At 63.1% G+C, this 16,794-nt stretch carries 15 protein-coding genes and 1 pseudogene; 11 read left to right on the top strand and 5 right to left on the bottom strand.

The window, feature by feature from the left end:
* The first annotated feature begins 733 nt into the window (after nucleotides 1-733).
* A complete protein-coding gene (locus tag ACFTWF_RS36425; protein WP_378465926.1) occupies nucleotides 734-3,094 on the top strand; it encodes an FtsK/SpoIIIE domain-containing protein in 2,361 nt (786 codons plus the stop codon).
* A 151-nt stretch (nucleotides 3,095-3,245) separates the two neighbouring features.
* Here the strand turns inward: ACFTWF_RS36425 and ACFTWF_RS36420 are convergent, their stop codons facing one another.
* The 3 genes from ACFTWF_RS36420 to ACFTWF_RS36410 all read right to left on the bottom strand — a co-directional run bounded on the left by ACFTWF_RS36420 (nucleotide 3,246) and on the right by ACFTWF_RS36410 (nucleotide 6,087).
* Complete coding sequence (locus tag ACFTWF_RS36420) at nucleotides 3,246-4,145, bottom strand: nucleotidyl transferase AbiEii/AbiGii toxin family protein (protein WP_378465925.1); 900 nt, start codon at nucleotides 4,143-4,145, stop codon at nucleotides 3,246-3,248.
* On the bottom strand, nucleotides 4,145-4,987 hold the full coding sequence (locus ACFTWF_RS36415; protein ID WP_378465924.1) for a type IV toxin-antitoxin system AbiEi family antitoxin domain-containing protein: 843 nt from the start codon (nucleotides 4,985-4,987) through the stop codon (nucleotides 4,145-4,147). Before ACFTWF_RS36415 ends, ACFTWF_RS36420 begins: the two co-directional genes overlap by 1 nt.
* A 632-nt stretch (nucleotides 4,988-5,619) precedes the next feature.
* Nucleotides 5,620-6,087 carry a helix-turn-helix domain-containing protein gene (locus ACFTWF_RS36410; protein WP_378465923.1) on the bottom strand — a complete coding sequence of 156 codons (468 nt, stop codon included), beginning with the start codon at nucleotides 6,085-6,087 and terminating at the stop codon, nucleotides 5,620-5,622.
* 454 nt (nucleotides 6,088-6,541) lie between these two features.
* Here ACFTWF_RS36410 and ACFTWF_RS36405 point away from each other — a divergent pair, with 454 nt between their 5' ends.
* The 4 genes from ACFTWF_RS36405 (at nucleotide 6,542) to ACFTWF_RS36390 (ending at nucleotide 9,769) form a co-directional block, all read left to right on the top strand.
* Nucleotides 6,542-7,777: a hypothetical protein gene (locus ACFTWF_RS36405; RefSeq protein WP_378465922.1), complete on the top strand. Its 1,236-nt coding sequence runs from the start codon at nucleotides 6,542-6,544 to the stop codon at nucleotides 7,775-7,777.
* Nucleotides 7,778-7,826: 49 nt separating this feature from the next.
* Nucleotides 7,827-8,159 (top strand): hypothetical protein, encoded by a 333-nt coding sequence (locus ACFTWF_RS36400; RefSeq protein ID WP_378465921.1) that lies wholly within the window; start codon nucleotides 7,827-7,829, stop codon nucleotides 8,157-8,159.
* A 121-nt stretch (nucleotides 8,160-8,280) separates the two neighbouring features.
* Nucleotides 8,281-8,904: a hypothetical protein gene (locus ACFTWF_RS36395; RefSeq protein ID WP_378465920.1), complete on the top strand. Its 624-nt coding sequence runs from the start codon at nucleotides 8,281-8,283 to the stop codon at nucleotides 8,902-8,904.
* Nucleotides 8,905-8,980: 76 nt separating this feature from the next.
* Entirely contained in the window at nucleotides 8,981-9,769 is a 789-nt protein-coding gene (locus tag ACFTWF_RS36390; protein ID WP_378465919.1) for an alpha/beta fold hydrolase, read from the top strand.
* Here ACFTWF_RS36390 and ACFTWF_RS36385 read toward each other — a convergent pair.
* Entirely contained in the window at nucleotides 9,729-10,229 is a 501-nt protein-coding gene (locus ACFTWF_RS36385; protein WP_378465932.1) for a hypothetical protein, read from the bottom strand. The genes ACFTWF_RS36390 and ACFTWF_RS36385 overlap by 41 nt on opposite strands.
* 102 nt (nucleotides 10,230-10,331) lie before the next feature.
* Nucleotides 10,332-10,553 (bottom strand): annotated as a pseudogene (locus tag ACFTWF_RS36380) (helix-turn-helix domain-containing protein); the annotation flags it as partial.
* 788 nt (nucleotides 10,554-11,341) lie between these two features.
* On the opposite strand from ACFTWF_RS36380, the gene ACFTWF_RS36375 reads away from it, so the two are divergent.
* The 6 genes from ACFTWF_RS36375 to ACFTWF_RS36350 all read left to right on the top strand — a co-directional run bounded on the left by ACFTWF_RS36375 (nucleotide 11,342) and on the right by ACFTWF_RS36350 (nucleotide 16,673).
* A complete protein-coding gene (locus tag ACFTWF_RS36375; protein ID WP_378465918.1) occupies nucleotides 11,342-12,049 on the top strand; it encodes an SAF domain-containing protein in 708 nt (235 codons plus the stop codon).
* Between the two features lie 6 nt (nucleotides 12,050-12,055).
* A complete protein-coding gene (locus ACFTWF_RS36370) occupies nucleotides 12,056-12,874 on the top strand; it encodes a hypothetical protein (RefSeq protein WP_378465917.1) in 819 nt (272 codons plus the stop codon).
* A complete protein-coding gene (locus tag ACFTWF_RS36365; protein ID WP_378465916.1) occupies nucleotides 12,871-14,517 on the top strand; it encodes a CpaF family protein in 1,647 nt (548 codons plus the stop codon). Before ACFTWF_RS36370 ends, ACFTWF_RS36365 begins: the two co-directional genes overlap by 4 nt.
* A complete protein-coding gene (locus ACFTWF_RS36360) occupies nucleotides 14,517-15,392 on the top strand; it encodes a type II secretion system F family protein (RefSeq protein ID WP_378465915.1) in 876 nt (291 codons plus the stop codon). The genes ACFTWF_RS36365 and ACFTWF_RS36360 overlap by 1 nt, the downstream gene beginning before the upstream one ends.
* Complete coding sequence (locus ACFTWF_RS36355) at nucleotides 15,389-16,288, top strand: type II secretion system F family protein (protein WP_378465914.1); 900 nt, start codon at nucleotides 15,389-15,391, stop codon at nucleotides 16,286-16,288. The genes ACFTWF_RS36360 and ACFTWF_RS36355 overlap by 4 nt, the downstream gene beginning before the upstream one ends.
* A 127-nt stretch (nucleotides 16,289-16,415) precedes the next feature.
* Nucleotides 16,416-16,673 (top strand): hypothetical protein, encoded by a 258-nt coding sequence (locus ACFTWF_RS36350; protein WP_378465913.1) that lies wholly within the window; start codon nucleotides 16,416-16,418, stop codon nucleotides 16,671-16,673.
* The last annotated feature ends 121 nt before the right edge of the window (nucleotides 16,674-16,794 follow it).

The following is a 16,794-nucleotide window of genomic DNA, read 5'->3' as shown; positions in this document are numbered from 1 at the left end:
CCCCGACAACCTTGACCAGCACTCGGTTTGCCAATCAAATTTCCTTACCGCAGGTCAGGGCGCACATATCAAGGACGATTCGCTGACACAGGACAGCAGATCAGATGCGGCCGACGGTCGATCTGATGCCTGACTCGGTGAATCTGATGCGGGGTCCCCTGGTCGCGGTCGACGTCCTCGTGCGTCGGGACTCAGGCCATGTGCAATCGGTCGGGCGGCACGCCAACAAATTCCACGCGCATCAGATTCAGTGAGGCGAAGTCGAACATTGCGGCTCAGACAATCTGACGCACCGCAGGTCGGCGGCATCAGATTCACTGAGCCAGGACAGGGGATTGCCGTACCGGCATGGCGGTGTCGCAAGGTCGGGTCAATGGGATGAGGATGGGACGCCCCCAGAGGACTCCACCATGAGGCGATGAGCGCACCGCCTCCAGATGTGGAGCGAGCGCGGATCAGAAAACTTGGCCAGCGCGTGTCACACAAGCTCCCTTACCGGGATCTTCCTCCGAGTAGGAGAGATTAATCAGCGGCGAGGTGGTGTGCTCGCTCGCGCAGGAGGGAGCAGCATGGAAATGCGAACTGATCAGCGAACTGCGAACGCAAGGTGGCCGCGGCACGGATCGACAGTTGGATACGCCGAGTCAGGAAGTACGAATCGGCGAGCGGAAGGCAATCGCGGTGCCGGCATGCTCGTGATCTCCTCGCCGACTGGTGAAGGCGAGGCCTGGCGATGACAACCACACCTCCGCAGCAAAGTGGTGCGCGGTTTGCACGCTCTCCCCGAATCAGTTCCTTGCCGCCGCGGCCGCACACCTGGCTTCGCGACAGTTTCTGCTTGGGTACCACCGCGGTCGGTGCCAGCGCCGCCGCTCCTCTGTTCGGATACAGCGCCCTCGCGATGCCCGCCGCGGCGGGCTTGTCGATCGCTGCCGTCTACGCCGGAGTAGCCGGCAAACGTAAGCAGCTTCGCGATGTCGACGTCGACGAGGTGATCGAAAGGCTGTGCCCGATCGTGGGGCTGCCGGAGGCCACCCGGGCGGTGCTGTCGACGTCGAAATGGAGTCGTGGATGGCCGGGACTTCCGGGGAAACTCACCGTGCACTACGACTCCACACAGGCACTGAATGACGAGACGTGGTTCGCTGATATCTGCGGGGTCTTCGAAGATCAAGGGTGGGGTTTCTTCGAACTCGACGAGCACGACCCCGCCCGCCGGCGCCTGATCTTCACGCCCGCTGCCGAGCCAGAACGAGAAGTCTCCGACAGCGACCAGGTTGTGCGCGCGAAGCGGATCATCGCCCAACTGTTGGGCCCGACCGCGACCGTAACCGCGATCGACGTCGCCGCCGAAACCGGCGAAGTGACCTCAATGGATGTACGTCACGAACTTGGTCCGAAACTGGAATCGGATGGCTACCGAACCCGCGTCGAACGAGGAATGAGCGCGACGTTGCCCGGTCGCTGGCGAGCACGGTGGAACCTTGAAACGGATTGGGTTCGATTCGAGCAACGCACAGCATTCCCGGACAGCGTCTGGTTGCCGGCACCGGACCTCGACCCCGGGGCCGATCTACTCGCCAGTTACGACTCGGTGGAAATTCCTTACGGAATCGACGAAGACGGCAACGAGGTTGTATGGCGGCCGGCGATCGACCCGAACCTGATGCTGATCGGCCCACCCGGAAGCGGTAAGACCGTGACCGCACACAATCTGTTGGTCAACTTCTCGCGACGTGGATGGCCGATCTGGGTCCTCGACGGCAAGTACGTCGAATTCCTGGGATTCCAGGACTGGCCCAACGTACAAGTCGTCGCTACAACCATCGAGCAGCAAGTGGCGTTGGTCCACCGCGCCCGCGATCTCATGGAGTTCCGATACCAGAAGATCGTTACCGGCGAGGCGACAGAAGCGGACTTCGAACCAGTACTCGTCTTTCTCGACGAATGGGCCGAGTTCCGCGGCAACGTCGAAGATTGGTACTCCAGGGTCAAACCGAAAGGCGGCGCCCGACAGCCGCCGGTGCTCAACATGCTCGCGTCGATGGCACGCAAAGCCCGAACCTCGCGAGTACATCTAGTCTTCGGAACTCAGCGCCCTGACGCGCAGTACTTCCTCGGCGATATGCGTGACAACTTTGCCATGCGCATCTCCATGGGCCGGCTCTCACCACAAGGTGCGCTCATGATGTGGCAATCGCCGACGATCGGTACCAGCGTGCCCCGCAAGTGCCGCGGCCGCGGCACCACCGTCACCGACAACTATCAGCCCATCGAGATCCAGTGCTACCGCGTACCCGACCCACGCAAGACATGCGCCGGCACCTTCGAGTCCGATCTGCTCAACACCCTCTGCCCCCCGATAACACGCCATCCGCGATTGCTGATCGTCCCGCCGGACGAACTTCCGGACATCGACGCCACCGACGACACGTCCGAACCTGCGGCGCTGACGTACTTCGACTACATCGAGGCCGAATGGGTACTGGCCAGCGACCGACCCGACCTCGATCCGGTACTTAGAAGAGCGAAGATGACCCACGAAACCGATCGTCGTCTCGCGTCACCGACGGCGCTCCTCGGGCTACTCGGGGGCCGTGCCGAGCCCACCAACGAAGCAGCGGTAGAGCTCGACGACTACCGCACCCCGACGGCCGTCAACAACGGCGCCACCGATGCCGCCTCATTCTTCGACCAGTTCTCAGCTCCACAACTTGATGAATCCTCCGCCGAGCGCCGGGAGTCCTCACGCACTCGACTAGCCCTGGTCAAAGAGCCAGCAGCAAACGAACCAGAGATACCGGCGGGTGGCGGAGCCGAGGTCTCCGACAAACAGGAAGAGTCACCTGACACCTACGAGGACCAGTACGGGTCGGTCCGCGATGTTCGCGCTGCCGATGTCGCACTCGGAGACCTGTTGCTGATGGAGGACATCGACGAATGGGTTGTCGTCGACACCGATCCCGAACCAGATATCATCGAAGACTCGCTGCTCTCGCTGACCTGGCGCAGCGACACCGATGAGTACGGCGACCTCGCCTTACCTGACTGCTCCTACGTATCGATTCGCAAACCCATCCAGGTATCAGGCTGAGGAGATGACGGCGGCTTCGGGCCTGGTTCGAACTTTATGTACGACATGCGTGAAGGCAGTCGAATTCGTCGAACGGCGCGGATCACGTAAACGATGGATGGAATAGCAGGTCTGGTAGTGCGCTCGAAGGTTCCGAGCCCAGCGAATTTCGCTATTGCCAATGCCGAGCCTTCGGGTCCCATGTCTGGTTCGCCGCCTGCCCGGACAGTAGTGGAACCAAGCATCTATCGAGCTCGGCGAGGGCGGCATCGAGTTCATGTAGGTCGGAGCTCAACGACGTTGTCACTGCCAGTGCGCGATATCCGGCGGGCCAGTTCGGACCGGGTGAGGCGATCGCCTCGGGTAGCCGCATATTGCGCCGGGTTTGCTGTGCACCGATCGCGGCGAGGGTGTGCTCCGCGTTGATCGTGCACGTCGTCATGATGAGCAAAAGATCGACGAGATCGCGGTAACGCGTTGACGGAGTGAGATTTTCGGGTCCGTGCCGTTCATAGATCGCACAGAGCTTGTCCGCGATTTGATCTGCGACCGGGACAACGGTAAAAGGGGGCAGCTGAGCGACATCACCGATCTCGACGACCGGCCGCGGCTGCAGTGATTCCACCTGTCCGACCAGGGTCCGCTCTACCGCGATGTCGATGGGAAAGTTCCCGGCTCTGACGGCGCCGATGTAGACGGCTGCCTTCAGCTGGGCTCCGTGGGTGACTCCGGTCAGGGCCGACTTCATCGTGATCTCGAAGGTGAAGGGATCGAGGTCGGGCCGAACGCCGAGCGCGCGGAGCTCGGCGACGGCCTCGGAGATGTCCGTACCGAGGTGGAGAAGGTCGATGTCTTGGCTGAAGCGCGCTCCCGGGACACGGACAAGCATTCCTCCGCCGCCGGTGAGGATCCATCCGGAGTCGGGAGAGGAGAACACTCTCGCCAGAAAGCGCTGAGTGAAGAATTCGCGCTGCAGTTCCTCCGGACGCCGTCCGCTGGCCTTCGCCTGCTGATTGATCCGTGCCAGCAGCGCGCGATGAAAGGCGGCAGTAGTGGGATACTGTTGCGGCACTATATGATTCCTTGTCGGCGTAGTTGACGCAGAGCTTCGGTGAATGCCGGATCACGCAGGACTCTCTGCACGTCCCGCGCTTGATCGGAAGCCGGGAGATCTTGTACCGCCGCCTGCGGCGATGATGAGATCTGCCAAGGGGCCGTCTGCAGACGACTGATCTCGTCAGGGGTGGGCAAAGGAGACCCTAGCTGGGCTGCGGACGCCTGCGTGATGAGCTGCTCGACAAGGGCGTCACCGTCGCCGATCGGCGCGCCGTAGAGATGGGCGAACTCGCGCAGCGCCTCCGCGAGCGGCTCCCGGGAAACCTGCTGGGTGCGCAGGGCATCCCATACGACGCCGGCCAGGTGCCCGCCGTCTGTTCGGGTGGAGGCCAGATCGACGATCGTCTTCGTGGGCGTGGTGACCGGTAACCCGTCGACAAGTGTCCAGTCCGAGCGTCCCACCGCCTCGACGTGAAACCGCACGTCGTGGCTGCGGGTGTTGCGCCGTTTGGTGACGGTGAATTCATAGGAGTCGGCATCCATGTCGCCGAGCTCGCGCAATTGCGCCGCTGATCTATGGGACACCACGCCGACCGGATCGGCGCCGGCGATGCGCTCGGCCGCCGACCGTGCCGGTTCGAGAGCGAGCCATTGCGCGCGCAGCGGATCGCGTGGATCGAGCGGCGCGCCGGCCACGCGGTAGACGCCGTGTCGCATGCGAGTGATGAGGAAGCGGTCGGCGAGCCGCTTGAGGTATTGCGCGCTCACGCCCATATCGGCCGCCTGGGCTGAGGTGAACATGCCCCACTGCCCCTGGGCGAGGTCCGCCACAGTGAGCAATCGATCATCACCAGACATGAATCAATAATATCACTAAAGGTGTAATTATTGGTGCAGTAGCGGAGACAAATGATCTAATCCTGATGCTGGGAAGCGCCTGAGGAATCGGCCCCGGGGTTCCACTCCACCAAGTTGGCCCCGTCATCTCGGATGAGTGGCACGGGACTTTGTTCTCGCTGGCCACCGAAAAACATGCCGCCGCCCGTCACACAAGCCTGCTTGACCGGATCTTCCTCCAGATAGAAGCCCCACTTTTCAGGAGGAGATTCCATGCACCCGACTCAACCTCAACGGTCCGCCCAACCCGCACAGAATGCGGGCCTGTCCGGGGAGGACCAACTGTGTCTGTGGATGGCGGCCCCATTGATTCTGGGCCTCCTTGTCGCGGCTCTTCCAGCGATGTCGACCAAGGCAACTGCGTGGCTGCTCGTTCACGATCTCATCGTTGCGGCTACGGCATCACCGTTGGTGACCATCCCTGGTACGGAAGGTGCCGGCCTCGATCTCCGGCGGCTGATCATCGTCGTGGCAGTTCTCGCGCTCGCTGCGAGTCTGGCTGTCAGCGGAGTGCGGCGCTCCATCGATGGTCGCCGGCAGCTGCGGTTGCGCCGCGGGGACAGTGCATGAGCACGGGGGTGATTGTTGCCGAGCTATCGGGAAGGAAGCGGTCGATTTCGTGCGCGGATGAAGGCGTCACGGATTGTGCGTTCTTCCAGGTGCAGAGCCTCAGAGAGTGCTGTGGCGTGCCGATCGGACAGGCTTCCTTCGCCTCGCTCGATTCGGCCGATGGTGGTGGTGCTGAGTCCGGTTCGGTCTGCGACGTGTTTCTGCGTCAATCCCGCAAGATTCCGCAGGTCGGCGATGGTCCGACGGTCCTCCGGGACGACGACGAGACGGTCGAGGGGTATTCCCAGCTTCTCGGCGGCCCGGGCGAGATGGTCGGGCTGAGGGTGCGTTCGCGAGGTTTCCCAGTTGTGGATAGTGGTCGGGTCGACACCTATTGCGCGGGAAAGGTCGCCGCGCGAGATTCCGGCAGTAGTGCGCGCGTCTTCGAGGGCCTGGGGCTGGAAGCCGTTCAGGGGCGCTCTCACTGCGATTGTCCGTTCATCGCTGGACATCCTATTGAAGATGTAGATACCATCGTTGCATACCGGTTTTAAATTCGAGTGTTAAATACTATGCGGTGAGAGCTGACGATCACTCGCTGAACTCGAACCCCGGTGCGCTCGAGTACGAACAGTTCCCACGTACATGCGGCCTGACCAGCCGCTAAACGGAAGAGAGCATCCGATGACGACTACCGTTTCAGCTGCCCCACCCTTGTCCCAGACTTCTGCCCATCGACGCGGCTCACGCTCGTCCGTATGCGCCGCTCAGCTAGCTAGACTGAATGCAGCCGGATTCCCCGCCCGGTCTGCTTTGCCCAGTCGCGACGACGGGTGGTTCCAGACATCGCGACAGTCGGGTTTAGGGGGACGTGACGGGCAGGCTTGGACACCTGCCCGTCACGTCGATACAGCTGTCGACACGGTTGATGTGCGCTACCACATCAACGCCCTGATGTGTGCTGGCATGGCGACCGCTCTGATTGCTGACCTGGCCTCTGTGCCGGTCGCGACAATCCGGTCGCTGCGGAGCACTTCGGTTCGCACGACCACCTCCGCCATCGCGGACGCGATCCTCTCGATCACTTTTCACCCGAGCCGTGGGCGTGATCTGACCCCAGCAGTGGGGGCTCGCCGCCGGCTGCGCGCTCTCAACGCCATGGGCTACGGCGATCTGAGCCTCGCTCACCGGTTGAACGTCGAGGTCGACGTCGTCACCTCGATGCCGGAAAAGGGTCTCATCCCGAGCGAGCTGTGGGAAGCCGTCGACGAGATCTACGACGAGCTTTCCATGCGCCCCGGCCCTGACGCCGACCTCTGTGAGCAATCACGCGCAGCAGGACTGGTGCCGCCCCTCGGATGGGACGACGACGAGATCGACAATCCGAAGGCGCGTAGTCACGAGCGCGAGCGGGCCACGGGAGCGGTCGCGGTCGACGAGGTCGTCATTGTTCGTCGTCTGAGCGGCGAACAAGTCCCCATGCGCAACTGCGAACGACGAGAAATCATTCGGATGGCCTACGAGCAGCGCTGGTCACCGAGCCTCCTCGCGGACAAGCTCGCCATCAAATACGACTCGGCCGTGACGGAGCTGAGTCGATACCGTCGAGCTCTCATCCAGACAGTCTCCGGTTCCGATGATCCCTCCACGGCGGAGACGCCGACCACGACTGACGCGCCGACGGGGGAGCGTGGAAAGGGCGAGACTGCCGCAGTCGCTGCCGCGGCCGATCTGACAGACGCACGCGATTCTGACTCTCCGCGAGAAGCAGCAGCTACGGCCGATGCCGCCGAGCCACAATCGCCCGCCGGCTCCAGGGTGAACGCGCCGGCGCGGGCTTCCGCCAACCGAGTGAGTGCGATCGGGCGTCGCTGGACTGGCGCCTTCACGGCAAGCGCACAGTTCCACAAGGCAACAATCGACTGTGCTCGTTCAGCGCCGGAAGGTGGGGTGCCGGGGAGCTGGCAGCTATCCCGGCGCTCGAAGCTATGGCGGCCGGCCTGCCGGTCGGGTTCAACGAGAGCCCTCAGCGCCGAGCAGAACCGGCTTCACTCGGATGAGCGATGTCGCTGTCGTCGGGGTTGCCCTCTTCGCTTCCACGATGGCATCGCCTCGCCGAACAGGCATCGGTACCCCGACCCGGTCGACCAGGCAGGCCTTGTTCCAGTTCGCCGATACCTGTTGACGCCGGCGACCGTGTGAGGCATTGCTGCATACCCGATCTCGACCCTTTTGAAGGAGACCAGACCCGATGGCCCTCATAGAAATCCCCGAGGACTTCCACACGGCGTTCATTACGGCCGCCCACGAGGCGAACGATCACAACGACCTTGTCCTCGCCGTTGACGAGGACCGCACATACATCGCCCTCAGCAACCTTTGCCCCGGATTCGTCCCGGCTCTTCGGCTCATTACCCGCGGTGAGCATGAAGTCACGGTGGAAATCTGGTCCATCGTCGACCACCAGCGAGACGACGGCAGCTGGGAGCGCACCGAGGGGGTCGATGCCACCACTGTGGTCGACCTCGCCGATCCTATCGACGCTGCCGGGCGCGCCGTCGAGTGCTGGTTGACAACACTCTGACCTCGGTCGGGCTCGGTCGTGCACGTTCCGCAGCGCGGCTTTTGCAGTTACCGCAACAGGTTTCAACCCCGCGCTTGAAACCTCACCTCCCACCTACGGGACACGGAGACGGGAAACGATCATGCATGAGTCTTTTTCTTCCGCTCTCAACGAGATGTCGGTCGCCGATGCGGTGATGCAGCTGGCGTCCGGAACCGTTGAACTCGCGCTCGAAGACGCGCCTGAGTTCGCTCGCTGGTGCTGGTTCGCCGACGTGCTCGACTCAGACTGGGGTCTGACCGGCAGGCTCCCGGCCGCCGGCAACGACGTACTCCACGAACTCGAGCGCGTTGCCGGTATGTGCCGAACATCGGAAAAGAAGACGCTCAGCCCCGACGCGTGGCGCGCGGCGTACGAGGCCACCGAGAGATTGGCCAGTTCGGCCGGAACCAGTTCAGAGGCCACCTATCTGGCACTTTCGGCGGCGAACGACATCGCACTCGAGTGCATCGACGAAACGCACCCCGAGTACACAGTCGCGATAGCGCTGGCATTCGAGTCCCTCGCAGCCGGTGCCGCGGACTCCGCGGTAGCGCGAGCCTGGATCACCCGCGCTCTGACCGAATGGACGAACCGAACGCACCCGATCGCCGACGCCCCTCGAACGGGAGAAGCCCCACCGATCACGGACACTCGGCCGAACGCGTCGATAATCTCCGCAGGTTGTGGCGAGCGGGCCCTGCTGAGAGTGAGCGGCAACCTCTGAAGAATGGCACTGTGGAAACAGTGCTCCTCGAGGCTCGCTGGACCGTGGATGGTCACCTCACCCTAGGATCGGCTACGTGCCGACAGTGACAACGCCCGACGCCGACATCTACTACACCGACAGTGGGGGAGAGGGGCCCGTACTTCTCCTCGGGCACGGGTTCCTCATGGATTCCTCCATGTTCACGCCCCAGGTGCGCGATCTGGCCCCGGAACTGCGGGTTGTGACCTGGGATGCGCGCCGCCACGGAAAAACCACCGATACGGGTGCGCCGTTCACATACTGGGACCTCGCACGCGATGCCCTCACCGTCCTCGACGACCTCGGTGTCGAGAACGCCATCATCGGGGGCATGTCCCAGGGCGGCTATACCGCGCTGCGGACCGCACTTCTCGCACCCGAGCGGACCATGGCTCTGATCTTGCTCGACACGGAAGCCTCGGCCTGTACTCCCGAGCAGAAGTCCGGATACCGCGTCCTGTTCGATCAGTGGTGCAGCACAGCTCCACTCGAACCCCTCGCCAGTGCTCTTGCTCCCCAACTGATCGGTGGAGAACCTGCGGACTGGACGTCGTGGATCAGCAAATGGAACAGCAGCGATCGCATGGCTGTCCGGCCGGCCGCGGAGTGCCTCATCGAGCGCGACAACGTCGTGGACCGACTCTCCGACATTGACGTGCCGGCGTTGATCATCCGTGGGGAAAATGACCTGTCCGCGCCCGCAGAGAGGGCGGACGAGCTCAAAGCGGGTCTTGCCGGTGCTGCGCCAGTTGTCACGATCCCGGGGGCCGGTCATGCCGCGAATTGGACACACCCCGAGCCGGTCAACGCGGCGATCTCTGCGTTCGTCCAGACGCTCCGCTAGTTCCGGAGGCGGGGAGGCGCACTCCGAGGTACATCTGTAGCGGATACTTTCCCCGCATCTCCGCGTGGACCTGCACGTGGACGCTGTATTGCTCACCCGTCTCCGCGTCGCGGAGGTGCATGAACGGCTGGTGCCGGCCGAACCGGACTTCCTCACGTGACCACAGTTCGCGGAATAGAGGGAACTCGCTCAGCTCTTCGAGGGTTTCCACCGCCCAGTCGGGGTTGTAGTAGCGTCCCATCAACGCTCGGAACCAGCTGACGGTCAACGCGGCTTCCGCCTCCCACTCCACCATGACCTTCATCGATGCCGGAGTCGAGAAGAACCAGCGCAGCACGTTTCCCTCGTCGACCAGTCCAGGGAACGCTCTGTCGTACGACGAGTTACAGTCGATAACATTCCAGCGTTCGTCGAGGTACGCCACGAGGTGCGGGTTCAGCGCCGCGATGGCGGTCTGCATGTCCGGTGTTATCAATGTCCGATAATCGGCGATCGTCCACGGTGTCGTGGTGACCTCACGCTCGGTCTGCGTCCGCCGTGCCAGATTGAAAAGGTGCCGACGTTCCGCATCATCGAGACAGAGCGCATTAGCGGTGGCATCGAGAACCTGTGGAGAAGGACTCGCGCCCTTAACGTTTCCTTCCATTCGTGCGATGTTGCTGACGCTCGAATAGTTCTCTGCGCCCAGTTGAGCCCGAGTCATACCATCCGGGTGCTTCGGTGTTGCTCGGTTACGCCGAGCTCGAATGAAGTCACCGAGGCTGGGTGGGCTGAGGGGGTCCATGCCTACCTTTCGAGATCATAAAGATGTTCAGCGCGATAACTCTACTACGGTCAGATGTCAACCCTTGTAGGTACCACTCTTGAGTGTTACAGCCCTGCTGGACAACGCAGTTCCCGACCTGATGGAATGTTCTCCCAGAAGACTCACAGCTGCGTGGCAGGCAGACGAGTGCAGACCGACAGTCGCGCCAAGGGGAGGGCGCAGGCGGCTTGCGGAGGGAAAGCGTTCATGCCACGTGCCGCGCAACGGGATTCACGTGTGAGATCAAGGGGGAGCGTGCTCGGCGTTTGGCTACCCGCGCCCGTGCCACCGTTCGGACAACTAGCCGGGATGAGGCGAGGGTCGGCCCAAGCGGAGCCTGAAACGGTCCACAGGCATGTTTACCACCACTATCTCGAACCCGAATCCTTGTATAAGGCAATAGAGGTAGCCGATCAATGGCATGCTGTGCAATTCTCCCGACTTCGGATAGCTGCCACCGACGTATCCAACACACGTAGTCGGGACATCGCTAGACACAGCGGTTTTCATGTATCCACTGACGAATACGCGGCGGCAGACATTGCTGTCGTGCCAAGTAACGCGGTCAGAACCCCACCGGGGGCCGCAACTCAACGCAGTTGGTTCACACACCAATCGGCATTCTCGAGCGCACCGGAGCAGTCGCGCTCAATGGCGCCCAGGCTGTCGGAGCCGCAGGCGCCGCGAAGTTGTCCGGGTCGCTCGCTACTGTCCACCCCGTACGAAGTGTCCGATATGTCCACACGTCCATTGTGAAGGACCACCACATGGCATCCCTGCTGACCAAGAGAATCGACAAGCTCCGTACGTCCGGAGACGACAGGCCCCCGGGGCACAACGGCGCAGATCACGACGACCCACCCGATCTGAATACCCGTGCGCGCGTGCGTCGACGCCCCATTTACCTGGCGATCGGTGTCGCACTCGTCGTGGTGGCAGTAATCGGCATGCTCACCGCGGTCAACGCCATGCGCGCAACCACCGATGTGCTCGTCCTGACGAACGAGGTGCAGCAAGGCGAGACCATCGAGTCCAAGGACTTGGCCGCCAAATCGGTCAACGTCGATGCCGATCTCGGGGCGCTGCCCGCCAGCGAACGCGGCCGCGTCGTAGGAATGAGTGCCAGCACCCGGTTGCCGGCCGGCACCGTCCTGCTCCCGTCCGCGATCACTGATCAGGTTGTGCCCGGGGAAGGCCTCACGATGGTCGGCATCACGGTGAGCTACAGCCACCTCCCCTCCGAGCCGATCGTCCCCGGCGACATGGTCCGTGTCGTGGACACACCACGCGACCAGGACGACCCGCCCGTACAGGGCCCGATCAACACGAAGGCGCAGGTGTACTCCACCAAGGAGATCCCCGAAGCCGGCGAGACAACGCTCAACCTGCTCGTGCCCGAGGCAGAGGCCAACTGGGTCGCCGCCCGCGGCGCAACCAAGCGTGTCGCGATCGTCCTCGACAACCGAGTGCGGTGATCGGCGATGTTTCTCGCACTGACATCGGCCTCACGCTCACCCGGTGTGAGCACCACGGCGCTCGCCCTGGCCCTGAACTCACCGACCGACCGGACTCTGCTCGTAGAAGCGGATGCCATCGGGTCCTCGCCGGTCCTGGCCGGATACATGCTCGGAAACCACTATCACGATCGCTCCCTGATCAATCTCGTCGACGCGAATCGTCACGGGCGCCTCAAGGCTGCTCTGACCGAGCAACTCATCCAGATCCCGAAATCGTCGGTGTCCTTGCTCCCGGGGCTGGTCCACTCCGCCCAGGCAGATGCGATGCGGCCCGTGTGGGGACCGTTGGGTGTCCACCTGGCCGGATTGAGCGTCGACGACACCAACGTCATCGTCGACGCCGGCCGGATCGGGCAACGCGGCGCCCCGGTCGACCTGATCGTCAACGCGACCACGATCGCAATCGTCACCCGCACCGAGCGAACGGCAATCGCAGCGTTACGCGCCGCGCAGAACGCCCTGCGACAGCAGCTCTCCGCGGTGCAATCACAGGCAAGTCTGGGATTGATCCTGATCGGTGAGTCACCCTACAACGCAGAGGAAGTCACGAAAGTCACCGGACTCGACGTGATCGCGGTCCTGCCCGACTCCGATGACGCCAAGGTCTTCTCGGACGGGTTGTCCATCACCAAATGGCGCCGTCGCCGCTCGCTCTATCTGCACACCCTCCACCGCAGTACCTGGCCGAAGATCACCAAATTCGCGGTGAGCCATCAGGCGGACTGGAAGTCCGGTCCCGCGTTCAATGCTGCGCTGCCGACACTGACAGGAGAACGTCGATGAACTCCGACGACGCGACTGCGCCTCCGCGGAACAAGATCACGGAACTTCCCTTCTTCTCAGCCCCGATCACGGACACCGACCTCGCAGGTGAGGGTCGCAGTTCGGTATCGGAAATCACGCTGTCCGACACCGATCCGTTTCGATCGCTTCGCCTGCACGAACTGCCACCGGCCAGCACCAACGGGCACACCGGCACTGCGCGACGGACGGTGCCGCCGGCCACGAAGGTCAAGGTCGATCGCGCCCTGGTCCGCGCTCTGCAGAAAGAAGCAGCGGAACTGTTGCGTGACTACCGGTCAGCGCGTGACCGCGAGCGCCACGACCCGAAGAACGCCGGCAAATACTTCGCACCGTTCACCGAGGAGGAAGAACGCGAGTTCGGCCGCGAGACGATCACCGGCCTGGTCAAGAACCATGTCCAGAAGACCATCAACGCCGGCGGCGAAGCCTTCACAATCGTCGAAGAAGAAGCCCTGATCAAGGCCATCTTCGACGCACAGTTCAACCTGGGCCCGCTGCAGGAACTCGTCGAAGAGCCCCACATCACCGACATCTTCCTCAACGGCGCGGCCGTCTACGTCAAGTTCCCCGACGGACACTATGAACACCGCGACCCAGTGGTCGACACCCCCGAGGAACTCCTCGAGTGGATGGGACTGCTGGCCTCACGCGCCGACAACGGCGGCCGGCCCTTCTCCCGGCTCAATCCGTCACTGCGTCTGACAATGCGCGGAGGCCACCGACTGTCGGTCATGGGCTACTCGGTCAAACGGCCCTCGGTGGCAATCCGCATCCACCGCCTCAAGAACATCGCCCTCGATCAGCTCGCCGTCGAACATCGAATGATGCCGATCGAACTCGCGACCATCCTCTCGTGCGCGGTCCGCGGCGGTGCCTCGGTGGTCACCGGCGGCGGAATGGGCTTCGGAAAAACGACCTTCACGCGTGCACTGGCCAATGCGCTTCCTCTGCAGACGCGAATCGGAATCGCGGAAACCGAACGAGAACTCTTCATCGACGAACTGCCCGGCCGCGAGGATTTCGTGGTCGACGCCGAGACAATCCTGGGCGGCGGAGAACGCGGTGCCGACGGCGAGCTCGCCGGCAGCTACACCCTCTCGGACATCCTGTACGAGTTCGTGCGACAGCAGCTCGACTACATGATCGTCGGCGAGGTCGCCGGTCACGAGATCCTCGCTCTCCTCAAGGCACTGCAGACAGCCAGGGGAGGGCTATCCACGACCCACGCGTACACCGCTCGCGGTGTCGTCGACCGTCTGGTGAACCTGGCGACCGAACCCCCGATGAACGCGACGGTCGACTACGTCGAACGCCAGCTCGCAGAGCACATCGACCTGATCGTCCAACTCGGCACGAAGGTCCGCGTCGATGGCGAAGGGTCGCGCACCTCGGTCCGCTACGTCGACGAAGTCGTCTACGTCGAGCCCGGCGACGACAAGAAGCCGTCCTTCTCCACGATCTACCGGGGATACTCGGACGGCACAGGAGAATTCGGATCCATTCCACAACCTCTGCTCCGCAAGCTGCTCGCCGGCGGATTCAAGCGAATCAACCTCCCCAGCGACAGCCTTCGCCACTTTGACGAAGAACGCGACCTCTACGACGATGAAGAGGTGGCGTGATGTATCAGCAAATCGGCATCCTCCTGGTACTGCTGCTGTGCGCCGGGGTCGCCTGCATCGTCATGGGATGGAAAGACCGCCGCGATCCCACCGCGCCCATGCGTCAGCGCCGGCGCCGCAGCTCGTCGAAGATCCCGCGTAGCACCCAGATCCTGCTCGTCGTGGGCTTCGCCGCCGGCATCGTCGTGTCGTCCCTCTCGGGTTGGCTCTTCACCCTCTTTCTGGTCCCGGCACTGCTGGTCGGCCTGCCGTACCTGCTCGGCCGCCCCGAAGCAGAACAGCAGATCAGTCGGCTGGCGGCCATGGATGAGTGGGCCCGCAACCTGTCCAGCAGCATGAAGGCTGGTTCGGGAATCGAGCACACCATCATCTCCACTCCGATCCCCGAGGCGCTACGGGAAGAGATCACGGCGTTCATCAGCCGACTGCGCAACAACGTCCCACCGGTGGATGCGATCACACGGTTCGCTTCGGACCTCAACGACAGCGTCGGCGACAAGATCTGCGGCGCCTTGCTACTGAGCATGCAACTACGGGGCGTTGGACTTGCAGCCGTGCTCGAAGGCCTCGCCGAAGACGTCGGTGACATGGTCGCGCGCCGACGCCGCACCGAGGCCGACCGAAAATCCAGCCGTACACAGGCGAAATGGGTCACCATCATCGCGATCACCACACTCGCGGCAGCGTTCCTGTTCACCAACTTCATGGAACCGTACAAGTCGGGCGGAATGCAGATCGTGCTACTGATCCTGCTGACCCTGTTCGCGGCCGACCTGTACTGGATGAAACAGGCCACCAAACCGCCGACCTACCCCCGCTTCATCGGCACAAATGATCGCGTCAACCGCACCGACCTCGTAGGAGCGCAGCGATGAGCATTCAGATGACGGTCATCCTCTACACGAGCGTCGGAACAATCGGCATCTACCTGGTCGCCCTCTACTTCATGCGCGCACAACCCGCACTCAGCGATGCCATGTCACGCCTGTCCGGACCGGCCCCGGAGCGCACGTCGACAGCCGGAACCTCCCTGATCGACGGGATGGCCAACAAACTCGGCATCCGGGTCCACCCCTACCTGCAGGACAGCAAATTCTTCACACTCTCCAACGCCGATCTCGCACTGCTGCACCGCGATCCCGCCCACGTACTCGGAGAAAAGCTCGTCGCAGCACTGCTCGGACTGCTCATCTTCCCCTTCCTCAACCTCGTCCTGACTGCATTCGGTGTCGGCCTCGGATGGTCCATCCCGGCCATCCTGTCGATCGCGACCGCCTTCCTGCTCTTCCTCATCCCCGACATCGAAATCCGACGCCGGGCAACCGCGGCACGAGCAGAATTCGCACAGGCACTGAGCTCCTACATCGATCTCGTCGCGCTGTGCCGACGCGGTGGCATCGGCACCACCCAGAGCCTCGAGCGTGCTGCGCAGGTGGGAGATTCATGGGTGTTCCTGCGTCTCGACGAAGAACTGTACGAAGCCGGGCGCTCCGGCGAAGCCCCGTGGAATGCCCTGACACGCGTCTCCCATGAGCTCGGCCTGACCGAGCTGGGCGACCTGGCCGACATCATGAACATGACCGGAGACAAAGGCGCATCCGTCTACGCATCACTGCGGGCAAAGGCCGCGGGCCTGCGATCCGCTCAGGCCAGCGCAGAACAGGGTGCGGCAGCGGAGGCCACCGAAAAGCTGGCTATGCCGCTGGCCGGACTCGCCGGCTTGTTCATCATGCTGCTGCTCATCCCAGCGCTGACCATCATCACCGGCTAGTCCGATTCACCGGTGCGACCTCGGTGCCGCGAAAGGAGCGAGACGCCCAGACCACCGAGCCTGGCCGGTCACGATCATCCAGTCCAGCTCACCTGCTACACATCGACCAAACCATAAGGAGCCCACCATGAGCATCACCACCGTCGCTACCGCCACCCGGCGCACCGCCCGCGAGGCCGTGACCTCCTACATCACCCTCACGATGATGTTCGTCGCCGCACTGGCCAGCACCCTCCTCCACCGCGCCGGCGGCAAAGACTCAGACCGCGGACCCTCTACCCTCGAATACGTCTTTCTCGCCGTCCTGGTCGTCGGCGCCGCCGCCGCAGCCGGTGCGATCGTCGTCCGCAAGATCATGTCCCGCGCAAACGCGATCCCCGACTGAACTCAGGCAACGCTGCACCGATTGGAGAGACGGTGAGTACGTGACATATCTCGTGAGGGTCGTCCAGCCCGCTGCGATGGTGGCGGTCGCCGCGGTGCTCGTGACGCTCGGAATCGATTCC

The sequence above is a fragment of the Rhodococcus sp. NPDC056960 genome (genome assembly GCF_042674125.1).
Classification (GTDB): Bacteria; Actinomycetota; Actinomycetes; order Mycobacteriales; family Mycobacteriaceae; genus Rhodococcus_F.
The sequence above is the reverse complement of the archived record's forward strand: the minus strand, read 5'-3'. Positions and strand labels throughout refer to the sequence as shown.